At 52.0% G+C, this 20,660-nt stretch carries 23 protein-coding genes; 2 read left to right on the top strand and 21 right to left on the bottom strand.

What is annotated here, in order from left to right:
- Position 1: 1 nt before the first annotated feature.
- From GKG36_RS00510 to GKG36_RS00450, 13 genes are all read right to left on the bottom strand, one after another.
- The gene (locus tag GKG36_RS00510) at positions 2 to 493 is read right to left on the bottom strand and encodes an HD domain-containing protein (RefSeq protein WP_154258550.1); all 492 of its coding nucleotides are present in this window, start codon (positions 491 to 493) and stop codon (positions 2 to 4) included.
- Positions 494 to 546: 53 nt separating this feature from the next.
- Positions 547 to 807, bottom strand: coding sequence for a hypothetical protein (locus GKG36_RS00505; RefSeq protein WP_015536939.1), 261 nt, complete (start codon positions 805 to 807; stop codon positions 547 to 549).
- Between the two features lie 28 nt (positions 808 to 835).
- The gene (locus GKG36_RS00500) at positions 836 to 1,555 is read right to left on the bottom strand and encodes a DUF554 domain-containing protein (RefSeq protein WP_097774715.1); all 720 of its coding nucleotides are present in this window, start codon (positions 1,553 to 1,555) and stop codon (positions 836 to 838) included.
- 17 nt (positions 1,556 to 1,572) lie between these two features.
- Positions 1,573 to 2,055 (bottom strand): peptide-methionine (S)-S-oxide reductase, encoded by a 483-nt coding sequence (locus GKG36_RS00495; RefSeq protein ID WP_097774964.1) that lies wholly within the window; start codon positions 2,053 to 2,055, stop codon positions 1,573 to 1,575.
- Positions 2,056 to 2,152: 97 nt separating this feature from the next.
- Positions 2,153 to 2,512, bottom strand: a complete 360-nt coding sequence (locus tag GKG36_RS00490) for a GNAT family N-acetyltransferase (RefSeq protein ID WP_243139134.1) — start codon at positions 2,510 to 2,512, stop codon at positions 2,153 to 2,155.
- Positions 2,513 to 2,596: 84 nt separating this feature from the next.
- Positions 2,597 to 2,755 (bottom strand): binding-protein-dependent transport permease, encoded by a 159-nt coding sequence (locus tag GKG36_RS00485; protein WP_097774963.1) that lies wholly within the window; start codon positions 2,753 to 2,755, stop codon positions 2,597 to 2,599.
- Positions 2,756 to 2,912: 157 nt separating this feature from the next.
- Positions 2,913 to 4,652, bottom strand: a complete 1,740-nt coding sequence (gene ade, locus GKG36_RS00480) for an adenine deaminase (RefSeq protein WP_154258548.1) — start codon at positions 4,650 to 4,652, stop codon at positions 2,913 to 2,915.
- A gap of 172 nt (positions 4,653 to 4,824) precedes the next feature.
- Positions 4,825 to 5,859 carry an alcohol dehydrogenase gene (locus GKG36_RS00475; protein WP_154258546.1) on the bottom strand — a complete coding sequence of 345 codons (1,035 nt, stop codon included), beginning with the start codon at positions 5,857 to 5,859 and terminating at the stop codon, positions 4,825 to 4,827.
- A 106-nt stretch (positions 5,860 to 5,965) separates the two neighbouring features.
- Entirely contained in the window at positions 5,966 to 6,823 is an 858-nt protein-coding gene (locus tag GKG36_RS00470) for a YitT family protein (protein ID WP_154255802.1), read from the bottom strand.
- A gap of 248 nt (positions 6,824 to 7,071) precedes the next feature.
- The gene (locus tag GKG36_RS00465; RefSeq protein WP_055191187.1) at positions 7,072 to 7,536 is read right to left on the bottom strand and encodes an Hsp20/alpha crystallin family protein; all 465 of its coding nucleotides are present in this window, start codon (positions 7,534 to 7,536) and stop codon (positions 7,072 to 7,074) included.
- 233 nt (positions 7,537 to 7,769) lie between these two features.
- The gene (locus tag GKG36_RS00460; protein WP_154258544.1) at positions 7,770 to 8,573 is read right to left on the bottom strand and encodes an ADP-ribosylglycohydrolase family protein; all 804 of its coding nucleotides are present in this window, start codon (positions 8,571 to 8,573) and stop codon (positions 7,770 to 7,772) included.
- An 88-nt stretch (positions 8,574 to 8,661) separates the two neighbouring features.
- Entirely contained in the window at positions 8,662 to 9,693 is a 1,032-nt protein-coding gene (locus tag GKG36_RS00455) for a macro domain-containing protein (RefSeq protein ID WP_154258542.1), read from the bottom strand.
- Positions 9,694 to 9,730: 37 nt separating this feature from the next.
- Entirely contained in the window at positions 9,731 to 11,530 is a 1,800-nt protein-coding gene (locus GKG36_RS00450; protein WP_154258540.1) for a DUF262 domain-containing protein, read from the bottom strand.
- Between the two features lie 162 nt (positions 11,531 to 11,692).
- Between GKG36_RS00450 and GKG36_RS00445 the strand changes: the two genes are divergently transcribed.
- Positions 11,693 to 12,574 (top strand): DUF5131 family protein, encoded by an 882-nt coding sequence (locus tag GKG36_RS00445; protein ID WP_347563052.1) that lies wholly within the window; start codon positions 11,693 to 11,695, stop codon positions 12,572 to 12,574.
- A 257-nt stretch (positions 12,575 to 12,831) separates the two neighbouring features.
- On the opposite strand, the gene GKG36_RS00440 is transcribed toward GKG36_RS00445, so the two are convergent.
- The 7 genes from GKG36_RS00440 to GKG36_RS00405 form a co-directional block, all read right to left on the bottom strand.
- Entirely contained in the window at positions 12,832 to 13,284 is a 453-nt protein-coding gene (locus GKG36_RS00440; RefSeq protein ID WP_112144650.1) for an aminoacyl-tRNA hydrolase, read from the bottom strand.
- A gap of 12 nt (positions 13,285 to 13,296) precedes the next feature.
- Positions 13,297 to 13,884: a pentapeptide repeat-containing protein gene (locus GKG36_RS00435; protein WP_154258538.1), complete on the bottom strand. Its 588-nt coding sequence runs from the start codon at positions 13,882 to 13,884 to the stop codon at positions 13,297 to 13,299.
- A gap of 12 nt (positions 13,885 to 13,896) precedes the next feature.
- A complete protein-coding gene (locus GKG36_RS00430; RefSeq protein WP_097782062.1) occupies positions 13,897 to 14,346 on the bottom strand; it encodes a low molecular weight protein-tyrosine-phosphatase in 450 nt (149 codons plus the stop codon).
- Positions 14,347 to 14,403: 57 nt separating this feature from the next.
- On the bottom strand, positions 14,404 to 15,180 hold the full coding sequence (locus GKG36_RS00425; RefSeq protein WP_154258536.1) for an HAD family hydrolase: 777 nt from the start codon (positions 15,178 to 15,180) through the stop codon (positions 14,404 to 14,406).
- Complete coding sequence (locus GKG36_RS00420) at positions 15,165 to 15,626, bottom strand: DUF523 domain-containing protein (RefSeq protein ID WP_005921352.1); 462 nt, start codon at positions 15,624 to 15,626, stop codon at positions 15,165 to 15,167. Before GKG36_RS00420 ends, GKG36_RS00425 begins: the two co-directional genes overlap by 16 nt.
- Positions 15,627 to 16,335: 709 nt before the next feature.
- Complete coding sequence (locus GKG36_RS00410; protein ID WP_120080779.1) at positions 16,336 to 17,664, bottom strand: 6-phospho-alpha-glucosidase; 1,329 nt, start codon at positions 17,662 to 17,664, stop codon at positions 16,336 to 16,338.
- 53 nt (positions 17,665 to 17,717) lie between these two features.
- Positions 17,718 to 19,313: a PTS transporter subunit EIIC gene (locus GKG36_RS00405; protein ID WP_120080781.1), complete on the bottom strand. Its 1,596-nt coding sequence runs from the start codon at positions 19,311 to 19,313 to the stop codon at positions 17,718 to 17,720.
- A gap of 264 nt (positions 19,314 to 19,577) precedes the next feature.
- On the opposite strand from GKG36_RS00405, the gene GKG36_RS00400 reads away from it, so the two are divergent.
- Complete coding sequence (locus tag GKG36_RS00400; RefSeq protein WP_154258534.1) at positions 19,578 to 20,330, top strand: MurR/RpiR family transcriptional regulator; 753 nt, start codon at positions 19,578 to 19,580, stop codon at positions 20,328 to 20,330.
- Between the two features lie 199 nt (positions 20,331 to 20,529).
- On the opposite strand, the gene GKG36_RS14905 is transcribed toward GKG36_RS00400, so the two are convergent.
- Positions 20,530 to 20,658 carry a hypothetical protein gene (locus GKG36_RS14905; protein WP_256372185.1) on the bottom strand — a complete coding sequence of 43 codons (129 nt, stop codon included), beginning with the start codon at positions 20,656 to 20,658 and terminating at the stop codon, positions 20,530 to 20,532.
- Positions 20,659 to 20,660: the final 2 nt, after the last annotated feature.

The following is a 20,660-nucleotide window of genomic DNA, read 5'->3' as shown; positions in this document are numbered from 1 at the left end:
TTTACACTCCAAACACTGTTTTCGTCAGCCGGATACCTGCTGCCGTCTTCATCGTATGTTCCATAAAGGTTCGGATTTCCTGCTGGTCGTACCCGCTTTCGGACGCATTGACGATATAATCTGCCTCAATCAGAATCTGATAGTCAATGCCGTCGATCTGCGCCGGACTATGGTGGTGCCCTACCAGATAGGCCACCCGGTCGATCTGTGCCGCTGTCATGCCGGTATCCGCCAAGAACTCCCGCACCAGCGGGGCACCCTCCTGCTCCTGATATTTACCATTGGTGTTGCCGTACTTTTTGCGGCAGAGCGGGCAGGCGATATCGTGGGTGATGGCCGCCACCTCCAGAATAAACTTCGTGTCTGCGTCCAGCCCCTCCAGCTCACCAATGGTTTTGGCATAGGTCCACACACAGCTCAGGTGCGTGATGTCATGGATATTCCCTTCGGAAAAGGCGATCATCTTTTCCATGATCTGTGCAATGGTCATCATTTGTTTTCACTCCCGTTTTTAATACTTAAATGTTCACCTTGATAAACGCGAATTTATTCTTCAAATTTTTTATGACACTTTGGACATTCTTTAGGGATCGGCCTATAACCAACAAGCGAGCAACCGCAATAAGGACATTTCATCATGGTGAGATGATATACAATACCACCAACAACAACCATTGCACCGATTAGCAGGCATAGGTTTACTCTGTACTCCTTTGCCGTCATTGCTCCTATTACTGCGAGCAATATTCCTATCATCAAAATGATCCAAGAAATGGCAGCCTGCTTTTGTGGGCTATTGTTTTTCATATAATCACACCCCTCGTCAAGTTCCGATTCATAAAATCCCCGTCAGCGCCACTGCAACCAGAAGGGACGGCAGCAGGTTTGCCACCTTGATGGTTCTTGGCCATACCAGATTGATGCCCACACAAAAAATCAGAATATTTCCTACCAGCGATAGATTGTTCAGCACAGCGTCCGTCATAAAGCCGGACAGCACTACCGCAAGAGCCGTCATGGCACCTTGCAGCACTGCCACCGGAATAAATGAAAACACGCAGCCCTTGCCCATGGAGGATGCCATGATGAGCACAATGATAAAGTCCAGAATCGCTTTTGCTACCAGCGTGGAATGGTCGCCGTAGATGCCATCCTGAATGGAGCCGATGACGGCCATGGCCCCGATGCTCACCGTCAGGGATGCCGACACGAAGCCGTTGACGAACTGGTTGTCGCCGTCACTGCCAGTCTTGTGTTTGAGCCACTCGCCAAAGCGTTCAAACTGTGCATCCAGATCAATAAGTTCACCCAGCAGCGCACCCAACGCCAGCGATAGAATCATGACCATAGAGCCACCGGTGCTCAAAGTTCCGTCTGGCCTAACCGTTAGTATCTTGGAGAGCGTTCCCGCCGCTCCCAGAAACACCACGGAAAAGCCCGTGGCTTTGATGATTGTATCCTGATAGCGCTCTTTCAGAAAGCGTTTGAACAGAATACCCAGCACACCGCCTATCACAATGGCCAGCGCATTGATGATCGTTCCCAATCCCCGCATTTTCGTTTTTCCCTTGCTTACTGATTCCTGTATTTGTTTAAGACTTCATCCGGGATATGACAGTAGCTGCAGTCTTCCGGGTACCGCTCCAGATGGTGCTGATGCTCCTCTGCACTCCGGACGTAATTCGTCAGCGGCAGCACTTCCACAACGATTTTATCCCGGTCCTTCCGGCTGTCAATAAAGGCTCTTGCTTCTTCCAGATGTCCGGGATTTGTGCTGTAAAGCCCCGTGCGATACTTTTTTCCAACATCAACGCCCTGTTTGTTCAGGCTGTACGGGTCGATGATTTCAAACAGATGCTCCATAAGCTCTGTAACACTGGTACATTTCTCATCAAAGACCACTTTAACGCACTCTGCGTATCCATCATACGGGCCGTCCAGCGTGTTTGTTGTTCCGTTGGCTCTCCCGGCTTCGGTCGTCCGTACACCGGGCACCGTGTCAAAAAAATGCTGGACGCCCCAAAGGCACCCGCCTGCAATGTATACCGTTTCCATACTCTTGACTTTCCTTTTTTTACTGGTACAGTTTGCATCCATGCTCTGTACTCCTTACGGTTTCCTTGCTAGCTGCAAATCGATCCATCATACCAACTCACAAAAAGTGCTTCCGCACCATTGCAGAGTAATTATCATATTGTTGAAAGCCATATCGCTCATAAAATGGGATCATTTTAGGATCAGACGGCATAACTTTCACATACAGAAGATTTTGATAGAAACTCATGATCCGTTTCATCAGCTCATCTCCAATGTACTGTCCCTGATAAGCAGGGTCCACCAAAAGATAATGCAAAAATGCGACTGTTTCTCCATCATCAAGCGCGCGAACCAGCCCGACCAGCTTATCACCATCCCACGCAGAAATAACTTGTGTGGAATTGTGCATCGCACGGACAAGTTTTTCGGGATAATTGCCGGATTCCCAGTGAACGGATAAAAACAGTTTCTGCAATTCATCGGCCGTGAAATCTTTTGTTTATTTATACTCGATTTCCATGATGCACCCCTTTATAACTTCCACAAATGCGAAGTTGTCTTACTTCTTGTCATTGAAGTAGATGATAAAAGCACCCATTACTGCAATAGCAATGAGCAATCCAAACTCAACCCAATTACCTAAAAGTTCAAGTCCTACGACCGTACCTAAATAACCAACAATCAATGTAACGATTGCTGCCAAAATCGCTTTACCCATATAATCACACTCCTTTGTCAAATTCCGATTTATCAAATAAGAATTTCCGTCAATTTTTCTCTTGATGCGGCTCGCTTCTAAGAGTAGGAACGAACTGTTCTGTTGCCGGAGACGGACCATTCAGGTCGATCTCCGGCAGTATTTTTGTTATCGCCTATTAAAAAACAGCCGGAACGACTTTCTGCTGCGCTACATCGATGATGCCGTATGTATTCAGTCTGAGTTTGGGAATGACCGGAAGGCTGACGAAGGCGAGGGTCATAAAGATGCCGATATCTTCCGCTACACCATGTGCCTTGAGGGCATCGTTCAGCGTCTGCATTTTCGCCGCAACGCTCTCTGCGCTTTCGGTGCTCATCAATCCGGCCACCGGAAGCGCAAGTTCTGCCACGACCTGTCCATCTGCCACAAACGCAAGTCCGCCTTTGTTTTTCCGCACAGTGTTGCCGGCCAGCATCATATCGGTATCGTTGTCCCCTGCCACGATCAGGTTATGGGAATCATGTGCGATGCTCGATGCAACGGCTCCGCATTTCAGGCTGAAGTTTCCTAAAAAGCCAATGCCCACATGGCCGGAGTGATGATGCCGCTCAAAAACGGCGAGTTTTACGATGTTGTGTTCCGGGTCCACACCGGGAGCTTTGCCCGGATGCCGTTGGAACGGGATGATTTTTTCCTCCGTAAGCAGCTCGCCCCGGTTCAGGCAGATGACACGCTCCTGCTCCCCGCTTTCCCGAAGTTCCAGGTCCTGCAGTGTGATCTCATCCAGATCAAAGGAATCCATAACGTGGGAAAATCTCACACGGTCGATGTCAAGCGGTGCGGGTTTCAGCGTTTTTCCGTGCTCGGCCACCAGCGTGCCATTCTTGTAAACCTGTTCGACCGTAAAGGATTCAAAATCCGATACTACAATGAGGTCGGCAGCATACCCCGGTGCCACGGCACCGTGCTGCTTGAATCCAAAATACTGTGCCGGAACCAGCGTCGCCATTTTGACAGCCACTGCCGGGTCCGCCCCCAGCCGGATCGCTTTACGGATGTTGGAATCGATGTGTCCGCTGTCCAGCAGGTCACCGGGGTGCTTATCATCCGTCACCAGCATGCAACGGCTGCAATAGGGCTCCCGGAACAGCGGCATCAGGGCCTCCATATTTTGGGCAGCCGTTCCTTCCCGGATCATGATATATTGTCCGAGCCGGAATTTTTCCATGGCTTCCTCAATGTTGGAGCACTCGTGATCGGACTGAACGCCTGCCGCAATATAAGCATTCAGGTCCTTAGCGCTCAAGAGCGGTGCGTGTCCATCCACAATCTTTCCTGCTTCGGTACAGTCGCTGATTTTCTGCAGGATCTTCGGGTCACAGCGCACCGTTCCATAGGCGTTCATCAGTTCCGCAAGCCCCAGCACGCGGGGATCGCCGTAGTAAGGCCGGAGCTGTTCTGCGTTCAGCACCGCGCCGGATTCATCCAGATCCGTAGCCGGAACACAGGAGGGCAGCATGAAATAAACCGAAAGGGTCAGATTTTTTGTCGTTTCCAGCATAAAATCCAAGCCTTCCAGCCCCGCAACGTTCGAGATCTCGTGTGGGTCTGTGACCACCGCAGTGGTACCGTGGGGCAGCACCGCCTGCTCGAAAGCCGGACCACAGAGCATGGAGCTTTCGATGTGGATATGCCCATCGATCAGGCCCGGGCAGACATATTTGCCGTGCAGATCAACTTCTTTCCGGCCATGATACGTGCCCACGCCCACGATTGAATTTCCGCTGATGGCAATATCAGCGGTGTCGATCTCATCGGTAAACACATTGACAATTCTGGCATTTTTCAAAACCAGATCGGCCAAAGCATCTCCTCTGCCTGCCGAGATCCGGCGTTTCAGTTCATCGGACTGCATAGAAACATCTCCTCTCTCTGAAGTTCGATTTTCTCACCTGTGGATTGGTTCTGACCTTATTCTACCACGCCTTGCCGCTGCGGAAAAGATGTCGGGAAACAAAAATGGCCCCGGAGGGCTTGTTACAACTCTCCGGGGCCACCTTATGTGCGTTGTGCCTTGGCGCAGACCGTCAGCACTCCACTGCCACCTTGATCACGCCGTCCCGTTTCTTTTCAAACAGCTCGTAGCCCTCTGCGATCCGGCGCAGGGGGTAGGTGTGGGTGATGAGCGGTTCGGTATCGATCTTGCCTTCTGCGATGAGACGCAGCGTTTCTTCACAATCGCAGCCGTCCACGCCGCCGGTCTTAAAGGTGAGGTTTTTGCCGTACATTTCCGGCAGCGGCAGGGTCTGTGCCTTATCGTACAGCGCCACCACCGTCACAACGGCGTTGGGCCGTGCACACTCCCATGCCAGCCGGAAGGTGGAGTCTGCCCCTGCCACCTCCAGCACCACATCGGCCCCGCCGTGGTCGCTGTGGGCACGCACAAAGGCGGCGCAGTCCTCCGGCTGCACGGTGAGCACCTGCGGGTAGTGCCGACGGATGAACTGCAGGCGGCTTGCGTCCTTTTCACAAACGATGATGCGCTTGGGGCTGTGCAGCATGACGCACAGCAGCGTGCAGATGCCGGTCGGCCCTGCACCGAGGATCAGCACGGTATCCTCGGGGGTGATTTCCGAGATGCGTGCCGCCCAAAAGCCGGTGGCCAGCACATCGCCCACCAGCAGCGCCTGCCGATCGGTAACGCCGTCCGGGATCTTGTTCAGTCCCTGATCCGCAAAGGGCACCCGGACATACTCGGCCTGCCCACCATCGATGCGGCAGCCCAGCGCCCAGCCGCCGTTTTGATCGGTGCAGTTGTTCACGAAGCCTTTTTTGCAGAAAAAGCACTCTCCGCAGAAGGTTTCCACGTTCACCGTCACCCGGTCGCCGGGTTTCACATTGGTCACCGCACTGCCCACTTCTTCTACGATGCCCACCATCTCATGCCCTACCGTGATGCCGGGCACCGCCCGGGGCACGCTGCCGTGCTTGATGTGCAGGTCGCTGGAGCAGATGCTGGCAAGCGTCACCTTTACAATGGCGTCCCGCTCGTGCTGCAGCACCGGCTTTGGTTTTTCCATCAGTTCAAATTTGCCCTCGGAAACATAGGTATAGGTCAGCATCCTTTTTCCTCCATGCACTTTGATCTTTCCGGACTTGAGTATACCACGCAGCTATGGCAAAGAGCAAGCCGCAAAAGGCCCGCCCTTTGCGGCAGCTCTCCGCCGATCAGATCTTGGGCTGATACTGCATGCTGGATACATTGTAAATGGTAACAAAAGCCTTGGGGTCTTCCCGGTTGATAAAGTTCATCAGCTTCTGATATTCGCTCTTGTCCACGATGGTAATGATCTCGTTGTGCTTTTCCAGATTGTATGCACCGATGGCCTCGTACATGGTCGCACCGCTGTGCAGGTCATGGAGGATGAACTGACGCAGCGCCTCCTCTTTTTCGGTGATGATGCAGACGCGGCGTTTGATGCTGTTATCAAAGATGAAATGGTCCAGCACGATGCCGTTGAAGTAAGTACCGAGGATACTCAGCACCACGGTCTTTTTATCGTAGACCAGGGCCGCGGAAAGCGCCACACACATTCCCGACAGAGACATGGCTTTTCCCAATTCCATGTGCAGGTACTTGTTCATGATCTTTGCCACGATATCCAGCCCGCCGGAGGATGCATTGCGGTTGAACAAAATACTCAGCCCGATGCTGACCACCAGAATATAGCACAGCACGTCCAGCTCCTGACTGCCGGTCATCGAGCTGAACTCCGGGAACAGCTTTTCAAACAGCCCCAGAAACACCGGCAGCAGCACACTGGTGTATACGGTCTTTGCGCCAAATTCTCTGCCGCAGGTAAAGAACCCGATGATGAGAAGCACGACGTTCAGGATCATCGTAATGACCGACAAGGGCAGCGGCACAAAATTGGACAGCACGATGCCAAGGCCGGAAATGCTGCTGACAGATGTATGGCTCGGCACCAGAAAAAAGAAAACGCCCGCCGCAATGATCGCCACCGCCCCGGTCAGGACTGCCGTCTCCCTCAAGACTGCGCCGGTCTTTCCTTTTACATCACTCATCTTTGTCCCCCTAAAATCAAATTTGTTTCACCGATCTCCTCATCTTTGTCGATGCGGACAAGGAGCTTACCGCCAAAGCGTTTGTATTCCATAGTGAAGTACCTCCATAAATTCCGAGTTGCTGTTCTCAGTATACCATGATTTTCCCTTGCGGAAAAGATAGCGAAACAAAAATGCCCCCGGAGGGCTTGTTGCGGCTCTCCGGGGGCATCTTATGTGCGTTGTGCCTTGGCGCACACGGTCGGCATTTACTCGATCTCAATCAGGTTCGGGTTCTCAGGCAAAGCCTTCGTCTGCTGAGGAGCAGGCAGCTCGATGTGCAGGACACCATCCTCGAACTTTGCGTGGATGTCTTCCTTCTTCACATCGCCCACGTAGAAACTGCGCGCGCAGGTGCCGGAGAAGGATTCGCGCCGCAGATAGCGGCCCTTCTTATCCTTTTCGTCGTTGCTGTGGCTGCGCACTGCCTGAATGGTCAGGTAGCCGTCGTTCAGATCCATCTGAACGTCTTCCTTCTTGCAGCCCGGCAGGTCAACCGCTACTTCGTAGCCGTTGTCCGTCTGTTTGACATCGGTCTTCATCATGTTTGCACCACGCTTACCAAAGGTATCACGAGCCTCACGGTTCATCATACGTTCCAGTGCAGCGTCATTCCAGAACGGATCGAAGAAATCATCGAACAGGTTTTCATGGAAAACAGTCGGCATAAGCATAAATCATTCCTCCAATCCCGGCGTTCGGGTCGGGGCAAAAAATCTGAAGCGTCCATTCAGAAGGGCTTTCCGGGGAGCCTAGCGGCTCTCCTTTTGCCCTTCCTCCTGAGCACGCCACTGTTATAGCACCGTTAATTAGCAGTGTCAATAGAAGAGCGCTAAAATTCATAAAAGAATAATACTTTTATAAAATCCTATGCAATCTTTTCAAAATTCAGTCGCATCATCGCATTTTATATCATCTTGGCAATCATGAAGCACAACAGTTCATATGCTTCCCGGATATCCTCCGGCAGACGTTTCAAAGTCTCGTCCCGCAGTTCCTGCGGCATCCCGTAAAAAGCTTCGGCAATGCCGCCGGTGATGCAGGCAAGGGTGTCGCTGTCGCCGCCCAGAGAGACCGCATTGCGAAGTGCATCCTCAAAACTGACGCTTTCCAGAAAAGCATTGATTGCTTCCGGCACAGTTTCCTGACAGGTCTCCACATGATGATAAGTCGGCCGAATTTCATCGCAGGTACGGTTCAGGTCATAACCGAAGGTCTGCTCCACATATTGTTTGATTTCCGGCTTGCCGTGGCCGGTACGGGCCAGAAAAATCACTGCCGCCGTGGCCTGCGCGCCTTTGATGCCCTCCGGGTGGTTGTGGGTGACTTCAGCGGTCACTTTTGCCATTTCCAGCGTTTTGTCCAGCGTATCGAACAGCCAGCCCGCTGCCGACACCCGCATAGCCGAGCCGTTGCCGAAACTACCATAGGGCTTCGGATTTTCTGCGTGCAGCCACCGGCGGAACATCCCGCCGTAACCGGCATGGGGATATTCACGGCCCCAGAACCGCATTTCATGCTGCACTGCACAAAATGTTCTCTCCGGCAGACCCTTTCCGTCAATCAGACCAACTGCCACCGCAACGGTCATGACCGTATCATCGGTGAAGTGCGATTTCTCGCTCAGCAGCGGAAAATCCTTGTGCTTGTAATTGTTGTGGTCAAATTCATAGGGACTGCCCACGATGTCACCCAAGATTGCTCCTAACATGGCTGTTTCCTCCCTTACCTATGATCGCTTTCGTTGGCAAAAGGATACCACAAACCGGAGGGCAAAAGGTCAACGGGCAGGCGACAAATCACGCACCCAACAACTCCTGATCCCATTGGAACAAAAGGGTGTTGACCTGATTGATATTATAAATTTTCTGTTCCAGACAGTACCGCACGATCCAGTCCCGTTTGGAGCCGTCGGAGAAGGCATAGCCTGCGCTTTTGAGCAGGTCGATGGTTTCATCTTCGGACAGGTGCAGCCCAACCGCAAAGGCCAGCACCGTTTTCTTTTTGGGGTTGTAGTCGCGATTGCACTGAATTTTGGAGAAATGCTGCCGGGAGATGTTGGACTGCTTGTACACGGTGGAGTCTTTCAGCCCCCGCTCATCAATGAGCCGCAGCAGTCGGGTGGTGAAGCTCTCGCCAAGGTTGTCCATCAGGCTTTCCAGACTGCGGGCTGTCCTGGGTGCCGCGGCGGGTGCCGGAACTGCACCCAGCATTGGCAGTGCGGTATCTTCTTCCAGAAGCCTCCGCCGCTCTGACAATTCCCTGCGCCGACGGCCAAATCCGTAGCTTTCATCGTTCTGTGCTACATAGTGGTCGTCAATGTACTCCTCCACCGAGGCGAACAGCTTCCTGCTCACGGCCAGCGAGCCCCGGTCGTAAAGCACCAGATACACGGTCAGGTCGTGCTCCATGACGTACTGTGTGATGGTGTCCACCGCAATGCGGAAGGCCTGTTCTTTGGGGTAGCCATAGTTTCCGCTGGACAGCAGCGGGAAAGCCACGCTCTCGCAGTGGTACTCTGCGGCTAATTTCAGTGCCGAGTGGTAGGCACTGGCTAATTGTTCTGCTTCGCCGAACCCGCCGCCGTGCCACGCCGGGCAGACTGCATGGAAAACATATTTTGCGGGCAGACCGAACGCCGGGGTACACACGGCTCTGCCCAAATCGCAGCGGCCGATGGCTTCACAGGCGGCGGTCAGCTCCTGCTCCCCTGCCGCCTGATAGATGGCGCGGCTGGTGCCGCTGCCCTGCAAAAGGTTCCGGTTGGCCGGGTTGACAATGGCATCCGCCGCCACTTTGGTGATGTCATTGCGGATCATCAGAAACGGCATATCATCCATCCCTTTACATCAAGTTTCGCCTTTGAAATCAGAGAGAATCATAGTATTGATGTATTTTCTCGGCCATCAGTTCCCGACGCCTTTGTAGAAAATCCTGATAGTCGCCAATCTCCATGCTTTCAAATCCGTCTGGAATACAATTCTGTTTAAGATTTTCAGCCAGCCTATCTTGTTCTATGATTCCACCATAAACAGGCTTTTTCGTATTGCATTGCCCTATCACTTCAGTCATATAGTGGGCTGGCGAACTATCTTTAATTTTAATGTTGATTTCCTGTTGAATAAAAGCATAATTCGCAATTTGATTGTATTGTGCTTGCACAATTCCATTTTTTATCAAGTAATTTTTCGGGAACAAATGGTGAATATCGCCTCTGTTTTCCAACATGGACTCAATATCAATTTCCATCGACAAAAAGCCTTTATCGTGTGCCTTGACCTGTGCCACAAGGAACATATTAAAATATGGACTGCTCGCAACCGATGTGTTCAGCCGTTGAACAAGATTTACCTTCCAGTACGCCTCAGATAATTCGCCTGCCTCTGTGATATTCAGGTACTGCATCGGATCATCATAAGCAAAGAATTTCTTAATGTCGTAATCAAATGCAGACTCTGGCGAGCCAGAAGAATATCTTCCCGTCAAAATAGACAAAGCCAGCCACTTGCGTACAATCTTTTCAATTTGATTACTATCCACTTTTCGTTCACGAAGTGCAAGAAAAAGCGCATAGCCAAAGTTCAAAACATTTTGTGAACGAATCAGCGATTTTTTCACAATTCCCGCTGAGCGCACAATCATCAAATACCGTTCGTAATTTGTCTGATTCACCGCTTGCAGAACTGCCTCATGTAATTGATTGAACGACCTTTCTTCTATTTCGATCTTAAATTCACGCGTTTCAAAATCTCGACCTGAAAGCAAGCTAACCAAATCTGCTAGCTTTCCTCGCTTGAATTTATATGTAAATGCAACACGAAGAATATCCGTATAACATGTGCGATAAATCGGTGCATTCTTTGCAGCTGCCCACTTTATAGCTTCAAATTCCGGTCTCGCCGCAAATTCAGCATCATTTTTCTTGATTTCTTTCAAATCCTCCGGAGACTCCAACAAATGACAGAAGTAATCAATTGTTTTTCGGGTCACATTTCCATTATATATTTCATTCGAAGAAATCTTAGACATTGCAAAATCTGCTTGCGACAGAACCACACCCTTAGAATTGATTCGAATAAAAATTTCCGTTACACTGTCAATATCCAAATCTTCTGCCAGCGTAATAACACCAATGCTATTATTTTGTATTGCCCTCAACCGATTGATTGTGTCATTGATTTCCTGTGCTTTGTCCATAATTCCGTTTTTCTGGCAATATTCCATCACAAAAGAAAAAGAACCAAAGGACACATCCAGCACTTTTGCAATATCCGGAATCCATTTACTGCTTTTTTGATTTGCGGAATTTGCCACTTCAAATATTTCGTCAATGGGGTTAAACGCAATACAGACCCGTTTCCATTTATAGTGGCTGTCTAAAACCTCCTGTCCCACAATTGCAGCCGCCATAGCAGTAATACGCTGTTGCCCGTCGATCAGAACTTTTTTCCCTATTGCAACTGTTCCGTCTTTCAACTTTACACTTGGATTTTGCCATACGATAATATATCCGACCGGAAAGCCCTTATAGAGCGAATCCATCAAATCACGCACTTGCGTTGCGTCCCATACAAATGGACGTTGCATTTCCGGAATCGCAATATTACCGGATTTTATATCCGCCAAAAGCACATCCACCGTATAATTATTCACGCTATATCGTGCCATAGTCAAATTCCCTTCTATTGTATCATCCTGGAATTCTATCTAAAGTTGTTTTCATACAAAGCGTTATTAAATTTTATTTAATCTTATCACATCCGATGGGGCGGTGCAAGGGGTGCTCTTGTTTCCTGTCCGCGCAGCTATTATAATAGGTACAGAAAGAAGGTGAGCTTCCTGCACGACATCTGGAATCCATGGCACGGCTGCGTCAAGTGCAGTGAGGGCTGCCAGAACTGCTACATGTATTTTCTCGACCGGATGCGGGACCAGAACGGAGCCGAGATCTACAAAACCAAAAACGGCTTTTCTTATCCACTCCAGAAAGACCGCACCGGACACTACAAAATCCAGAGTGGTGAGCAGATCCGGGTCTGCATGACCTCGGATTTCTTCTTGGAAGAAGCCGACCCGTGGCGGGTTGAGGCGTGGGACATCATGCGCCAGCGCAGCGATGTGGTGTTTTTTCTGCTCACCAAACGGCCGCAGCGGGTACGGGAGTGCCTGCCGCCGGACTGGGGCAGCGGTTGGGACAACATCTTTTTCAACGTCACCTGCGAGAATCAGCGCCGCGCCGATGAGCGCATTCCCATCCTGTTTGACCTGCCCTTCAAGCACAAGGGCATCATGTGCGCGCCCTTCATCGGGCCAGTAAGCATCCGGCAGTACCTTACCGCCGGGCAAATCGAGCAGGTCATCTGCGGCGGCGAAAACTACGATGGTGCCCGCCCCTGCAATTTTGATTGGGTCAAGTCTCTCCGGCAGGAATGCGTGGATGCCAATGTGACCTTCTGCTTTATCGAGACCGGCACCGTGTTCATCAAGGACGGCAGGCGCTACCACCTGCCAAACAAGCAGCTGCAAAGCCGAATGGCCTGTAAATCCGGCATGAATTTTCAGGGCAGGCCCATTCATTTTGACCTCGTGGACGACTGGGGTTACCCCATCCCGCAGGAAGATCTCTATGTGCCTCATTTCCGCGCAAACTGCGAGACCTGCGGCAGCAAGTTGATCTGCAACGGCTGCAGCGATTGCGGAAAATGCTTATAAAATAAAGGAGTTCTATGAAGAACCAGAAGAAAAAATCGTTTCCCCTCAGAGTGTTCCTCTGCCTGCTGGCTGTTTTACTGGCCGTCTGAATCGCATTCGGCATTTACGTCAGCGACTACTACCACGCAGACCCCGCCGCCGAGGACGCGCTGGCGGCATGGATGAATCTTCAATAAAAAGCAAAAATATCCCGACCATTTTCCTGTATGTCACAGGAGAATGGCCGGGACTATTTTTATTATTCCGCGAACCAGCACTCAATACAAATGGAACTTATGGCTGATCTGGTGTGCAATTTCATCCGGCAGCGGGCGGAAACCGATGCAGGTCAGGGTCATGCCCTCGCCGTTTTCATCAAATTCTTCCGGTTCCAGCTCGGTGTGGCAGGCATCCCGGATGAGGAAAAAATCACGGTTTTCCACAAGCCCCAATTCCTCGGCAATTGTCTTTGCTTTCAGCAGTTGATTGCGGTTCTTTGCCCCGCAGATAGTTTTGGTAAAAGAGCCATCGAACCATTCTTCATAGGTTGCTTTCTCCAACATGATTTCTGCCCGATAGCCGGTAATTTCTCCGTCTTTCTCAATGGGTTCCACGCCCTGTCCCATGCCGATGGGGTCGGTGAGGAACGCCAGCGAAGCGTGGCAGCACTGCGCCGCCAGCTTACCGGGAGACATCTGCAGGTCTTTTCGGGCAATGATGAGTTGACGCATTTTCTCTCCTTCTTACGACAGCTTGATCTTCAAATCTGCCAACAGATTCACCGCTTCCGGCAGCGAAAATTTCGCATCCTTCAGGCGGCTGCCCAGAATGTCCACCTTATAGCCTGTAGCATCCCGGAAATCCGCCTTGCGCAGATCACACTGGTAGAACTCCGTTTCGTGAAGTTCTACACCCTTGAAATTCGCCAGCTGCATCTCGCATTTGGCAAACATGGAGCCGACAATTTCGTTGCCGTCCGAAAAGTCGAAGCGGTTAAAGTTCATTTCGGTGAAAGTGTTATATTTCAGACTGCACTCTTTCAGCGTGTGGATAGGGTCCGGGAAGGCACCGTTGGACATCAGCGGTGCCCACTCAATTTCATTCAGGCGGCAGTCCTCAAAATCCAGCGACTGCACCGAAGAATGCGTGCTGCGCAGACCTGTGATCTCACACCGCACGAATTTGCACTCGTTCAGCGTGGTATGATCCAGTTCGCACTTGGTAAAAGAGCAATCCGCAAATACGCAATCGGTAAAGTCGCAATCCTCAAAAGCCTCCTCGGTGAACGACAGGTCAGCAAACCGTTCACCCTCACAATAACGCTCTGTCATAAAATTCTCCTGTCAGCGTAGTTCTTCCAGCAGAGCCGTGCAACCTTCCAGCACATCCTGCCAGGTAGCCTCAAAATCCCCGGTATACCACGGGTCGGCCACATCGCCGGGGCGACGGGTATGATCCATCAGCAGAGACACTTTATGCTCCGGGTCGCCGCCCACAAAGCGCGCCATATTGCGCAGGTTGTTGTGATCCATGGCGATCAGGTAATCGTAGGTTTCGTAATCTCTCCGGGTCATCTGTCGGGCGGTTTTACCCTCGCAGGAGATGCCGTGCTCGGCCAGCTTCCGCCGGGTGGGCGGATAGACCGGGTTGCCGATCTCCTCGGTGCTGGTGGCGGCGGATGCGATTTCAAACTGGTCGGAAAGCCCGGCTTTGGCCACCAAGTCTTTCATTACAAATTCGGCCATTGGGCTGCGGCAAATGTTCCCATGGCAGATGAAAAGCACTTTCGTCATGTCAAAATATTTCCTTATATCGTATCATTTTGAATTTTGCACACATGCGCGCAAAATTCAGTTCTGCTTCAAGAACTCCCGCAGCACATCCTCTGGGCGGGGTGTATGGTTCGGGTACTTTTCCCGCAGCGGTGCGGCGGCACCATCCATAATGTAGGGCACACCCACAATGTCCAGCATCGACACATCGTTATAATTGTCACCAAAAGCCATCACATCGGCAAGGGCGATGTCCAGAGTCTTGCAGATGCTGCGCACACCGATGCCCTTGTTGGCAAAGGTGGTGTCGATCCAGTACGGCCCTGCCACAGCGCAGTTCGCCTCTTTCCATCGTGGGACAAACCGTTCCGTGTAAGATTCTACGCCTTCGTGCAGATACACCGATACTTTTGTGATCTCCTCCGGCACCTCGGAAGGGTCATGGATGATTTGATAATTGTTCCCGATGAACTGAATACGCTTGAGCATTCCCAGACCCCGCTCCATCAGGTATGCAGTATTCTGGCCGGAAAGCATCACTTCGCCCTGCCCGTCGCTGCGGGTCCACAGGTCGTTGGCGATTTCTTCGGCCAGCGCGCGCGGCATCGGGTTCTTGGCGATGCACTGTTCGTCTTTATAGATCACGCCGCCGTTCTCACAAAGAAACACACAGCAGTCTGCCACCGGTGCAAAGAGCTTGCGCAGGCTGGTATACTGCCGGCCGGATGCCGGGCAGAACAAAATACCGCGCCGATGCAGCTCCCGTATCTGTTCAAAGATCTCGCCTTCCAGCCCTTTCCTGCCGTATTGCAGCAGCGTACCGTCAATATCGCTGCAAATCAGTCTGATTGACATTTTCCGTCCTCATTTTTCAAGATAATTTTAGGCAATTCACCGGCATCCAGAACACGGATGCCTTCGTCCATCAGCATCTTGGCAAAAACACCCTGTCCGGGAATCTTTGTCCCGGAAAACGTTCCGTCGTAGATTTCCTTCACGCCGCAGCTGGGACTGCGGGATTGCAGGATGGCAAGCTCCACCCCATTTTCTTTTGCGATGGCAAGGGCTTTCGCTGCACCTGCCCGGAACTCCCGGTCCACATTGATGCCCTCTTTGTTCGTGACAACACCCTGCACGATTTCCGCCGGGCACCGCGGTGTGGGCAGGCCGCCCAAAACCTCCGGGCAGACCGGAACCACCTGATGCCCCCGCGCAAAATCACAGACCGCCTGATTGTAATTGTTTCCGCCGCTGTATTTGCAGTTTTCGCCCAGCAGGCAGGCGCTGACCAGAATCTTCATTGTTGCGCGCTCCGTTTTTTCAGATACTGAATCTTTTCCCTATTCTACCACGCTTTTGGGCATTGAAAAAGAGGATTTTGCTTTTCCTATCCCCATACCGGGAGGTCCGCCGTAATCTTTTCTAATTCCTGTGCAAGAAACGTCAGTCTTTCCCTCAGATGGTTGTTATGCGGTGCATCTCCGTTCAGCAGATAGTCCATTCTGACATTCAGGCAGGACGAAAGATCCTGCAGCAACTCAATCGAGCAGCAGCGGCTTCCCGTTTCAACTTTTGCAAGATAACCAGCCGGTTTTGGTTTCTCTTAACACCAAATATTCGCCAATCCTTATATCTCCAGAGCAAAGATTTGAGATCGTTGGAAAAGTTTTGAACTAAAAAGATGGGAGGAGTTTTCGTGGATACGATCAAGCGTGTTCAGGATTTGATGCAAGTGCGTGATATGACTCTATGTGTGTTGGCAAAGAAATGCGGAATATCGTACTCCACGATTCAAACCACCGCCCGTCGGGGGAGGGCAGTTAAGCGTAGAGACGATTGAAAGAATTTGTCAGGGTTTAGGAATTACATTAAAAGACTTCTTCGATTCCTCTTACCTGTAAATATGACAGCAAAAAAACTCCCCGGCATCCTTCTTGGAAGGAATGCCGGGGAGGCATTCAATGTTTTATGGGCTCAGTTGTCCGGTATCAGCCGCTGACGAAGTACTTATCAGTGCAGCTCCGGCCAGTAAGCCTTGTTGGCAACGATCATATCGTCCAAGATCTTCTTGGCGACCAGCAGGCTGGGCACGGTCTTGGACAGAGTAAAGGCCATCAGTGCCTTCTCGTAGGAGTGCTCCACAGCGGCATCCACGATCAGCTTCTCCACAGCCTCCTGCTGCTCGATCAGACCCTTGTAGAAGGTGGGAATCTCGCCCACACGCACGGGTTCCGGGCCGCGGTCGGTGATGTAAGCGGGAATCTCCACCATGGCGTCGGAGGGCAGGTTCTCCACAGCGCCGTTGTTCTCCACCATGACCAGATAGCGCTTGCGCAGGTCGAAGGCAAGGCTCATGGCAACGTCCACGATGAACTCGCCGTGCACACCGCCGAAGAACTTGGTCAGGTCTACGTCCTTACCGGCACGATAATCTGCCACAGCATCAAAGATGCGCTTCTCGCGGCCTTCCATGACCTCGTTGGCACGGGTGTGGTTGGGATCGCTGCTCTTTACAACTTCATCGCCCAGCAGGTAGTACTGCATATAGGTGTTGGGCAGATAGTCATGGAAAGCAGAGCAGATGTTCTTGGCGTTTGCGTAGGTGTGCAGCCAGGACGGATCGCTGTGCAGCACATCGCTCTTGGCGTTCTGGGGCATATAGCCGTGCTCTGCTACATAGCTCTTGAGCTTCTCGGTCACATCCTCGCCGTTCAGGCGCACCTTGGTGAACCAGCCGAAGTGGTTCAGACCAAAGTAGTCCACTTCCAGATCATGACGGTCGCACTCCAGAATCTCGGCCATGTTGCGCTCGATGGCAACCGGCATATCGCAGATGTTCAGGATACGAGCCTTCGGGCGCAGACGGAAGGTTGCCTTTGCCACGATGGCAGCGGGGTTGGAGTAGTTGACGATCCAGTAGGTGGGCTTTGCGTACTTTTCGCAGTAATCGATCAGCTCCACCATGGGGTAGATAGTACGCAGGCCGTAAGCCAGACCGCCGGGGCCGCAGGTCTCCTGACCCACAACGCCGTACTTCAGCGGGATCTTCTCGTCCTGCTCACGCATAGCGTACAGGCCGACACGCATCTGTGCAAAGATGAAGTCGGCATCGGTCATGGCAACTTCCGGGTCGGTGGTCAGGGTCAGCTTCAGTTCCGGGTCGAACATTTCCACCACATGGCGGACGATGACACCCACAGCCTCCTGACGCTCTGCGTTGTTATCGTAGAGCACCAGCTCATTCAGCTTGAAGCGATCCTTCTGCACCAGCAGGCTCTTGACGATGCCGGGGGTATAAGTGCTGCCGCCGCCGGCGATGACCAGTTTGAACGTTTTCATAAGGCAAGCCTCCTATTATAATGTTTTTTGTATGATGAATAAAAGCGGATATCTTATTCTGCGCGACCAAGGTAGCTGTCCACGATGGCACGCATCTTTCCCACTTTGGGGCCGTAAATGATCTGGATGTTGTTGCCCTTTACCACAAGACCTGCGGAGCCGGTGGGCTTGAACCACTCCTTGTCCTTGACCAGAGCGGCATCCTTGACCTGCACTCGCAGACGGGTCATGCAGTTATCGGTGTTCAGGATGTTCTCTGCACCGCCCAGTCCTTCCACGATATGGGCTGCGGTCTGTGCATCGTTTGCGCTGGCAGCAGTCTTTTCGGCTGCGCCGCTGCGGATCTGTTGCTTGACAGCAGCTGCGTTTGCAGCAAGGTCGGTGACTTCTTCGCCGTCCTCACGGCCGGGGGTTTTGAGGTTCATCTTCACGATGAGGAAGCGGAAAACGAGGTACATTACCACGATCTCCACCAGACCCACCAGCACATACAGCGGCCAGCGGGTGCGACCGATACCGGCAGGCAGGTTCAACACCAGAAAATCAATGATGCCGTTGGTGGCGCAGACCCGGATGCCCACAAGGTAAACGATCATCTGGAACAGACCGTCCAGAACCGAGTACACCAGCCACAGCGCGGGAGCTGCAAACAGGAAGGTGAATTCCAGCGGCTCGGTCACGCCCACCAGACAGGCGGTAAGGGTAGCCGGGATGATCTGTGCCTTGGTGGCGGCCTTCTTCTCCTTTTTGGCGGTGGAGATGAAAGCCATTGCCACGCCGATCACGCCGAAGGTCTTCATCAGACCGTAGGTCAGAAAACGTGCGGAATCCCGCATCATTGCCACGCTGGGGTCACTGAGCAGGGCAAGGAACACAGGCTTTGCGCCAACGATCTGCTCACCGCCGATGATCATGCTGTCGCCCAGTGCGGAGTAGAGGAAGGGCGACCAGACCAGATGATGCAGACCCGTGGGGATCAGCACGCGGTTCAAGAAGCCGTACAGGAACACACCGAACGCGCCTGCACTTGCCATGACACCGGTCAGGGCGTTGATACCCGCCGCAGCCACAGGCCAGACGTAGCTGGCAACCACCGCCATGACCAGAACGATGGGCAGCAGCACCACAAAGACGAACTTGCTGTTGCCGTACATGGCCATGGCACCTTCAAACTCGGTGTCGATGAAGCGGTTGTGGACCAGCGCCACCACCACGCCAAGGATCATGCCCAGAAATACGCCCATGTCAGTAACGTGATAGCCGAGGCAGATGGTCTGACCGGTGCCGTACAAAGCGCTTGCCGTATCACCGGCGATGGTCAGTCCTGCCACATCCAGCCAGCGGGAATTGGCTGCCAGCCAGACCAGATAGCTGACCAGTGCCAGAAATGCCGCATCTGCCTTGCGCTTTTTGGCAAGGCTCATTGCGATGCCCACGCAGAACAGGATACCCAGATTGCCAATGACTGCTCCAACGCCGCCATTGATGAATTTGCCGAGGGTCCAGACAACACCGCCCTCTGTCACCAGTGCCGTGTTGCTCATGACCGAAGAAATCGCCTGCAGCATACCCGCAATGGGCAGGAACAGAACGGGGCCCATCAGAGCTCTGGAAAAGCTCTGCATAGCATCCATAACTTTTTGTTTCATTGGTGTTCTCCTAACGTTCCATGAATCTCTCTTTTCAAATTGTCTCTTCGTTTCGGGGGTGCACCTTACCGTTTCGATGGCTTGATTATATCACTCTGCACAAAAAAATCTACCGAATTGGACTTTTTTTGAACTTGTTTGCAAAAGCTGAAACATGTTTCGCTTTCATGTTGGATACATCGAAATGTTTATTGACAAAACACTCGATTCAGCGTATACTTTATGGAATCAAGCTGTTCTTTGATTCGAAAATCGGAGTAAAATATGAAACACGACCTTTACAAACTGGCAGATCAGCACCATCTGAATGCCAACGAGCAGCAGCTTTTGCAGGCGGTGCTGGAAACCGCAAAAAACGGCGGTCAGTGCAGCGTGCGAGAGTTTGCAGCGCAGAATTATACCTCCCCGGCGGCCGTGATCCGGCTGAGCAAAAAGATGGGCTATACCGGCTACACCGATATGGTCTACCGCATCGGTTTTCTGATCCAGAACGAGATCGATAACAAAAACCACGCCTCCGACATTACCGCCTTTATCGGGGATATCCCCGAAGAAAAAATGCACAGCTTTGTGGAGCTGCTCCACGAAAACCGGCAAAAGCCCATTCTTGTGACCGGCACCGGGTTCTGTGCCCCTTTGCAGGAATTTATGGTGCGGAAGCTGCTGGTTCTGGGCTACTGCGCCATCGGCTCCAACAGCTATGAGGTCTACGAAAGCGGTGCACTGAATGCCGGGCTGGTCATTGCCATCAGCAAGAGTGGAAAGACTGGCACCATCCTGAAGCCGGTACAGGATTCCTTTGCACAGCACCGGAGCATCATTGCCTTTGTGGGTGCCGACAATTCTCCCATCGCCCGCTGTGCAGACCCTGCCTTTGTGCTGCTGGACGACAAGATGCTGGACGACCGGAACCTTACCGCCAACTATTTCTATGCGCGCGTGCTTATCACCTTTGAATACCTCATGGATCTTGTTCTGGAGAAGGACGAGCATCCGAACGGAAAAGAAGGGCAGTGAGCGGTTTTCACGCCTGAGAATACGGTCTCTCCTTTCCAATGCCATCAGAAAAGCCGCCCCGGCTAAACCCGGAGCGGCTTTTCTGGTGCAGATATAAAAAGCTAATTATTCAATTTTGACCCGGTGTCCAGAAAACTGGGTACACATTATTTCAAGCTGAAACGCTGTCACTCTGTAGGAACTGCGTAATGTCTGACGATTATCCTTCTACTTTGACCGTAGCACGATTGCTCTTTGCGTTTCCATCCGCATCCAGCGTGATCTGCACAAAATGTTCCGGCTTGTCGTAATCCTTTGTCTCGCCGTCATCGGTAAGAAACTCTGACATTG

This window comes from Faecalibacterium sp. BIOML-A1 (assembly GCF_009679715.1).
In the GTDB taxonomy this organism is placed as follows: domain Bacteria; phylum Bacillota; class Clostridia; order Oscillospirales; family Ruminococcaceae; genus Faecalibacterium; species Faecalibacterium taiwanense.
The sequence above is the reverse complement of the archived record's forward strand: the minus strand, read 5'-3'. Positions and strand labels throughout refer to the sequence as shown.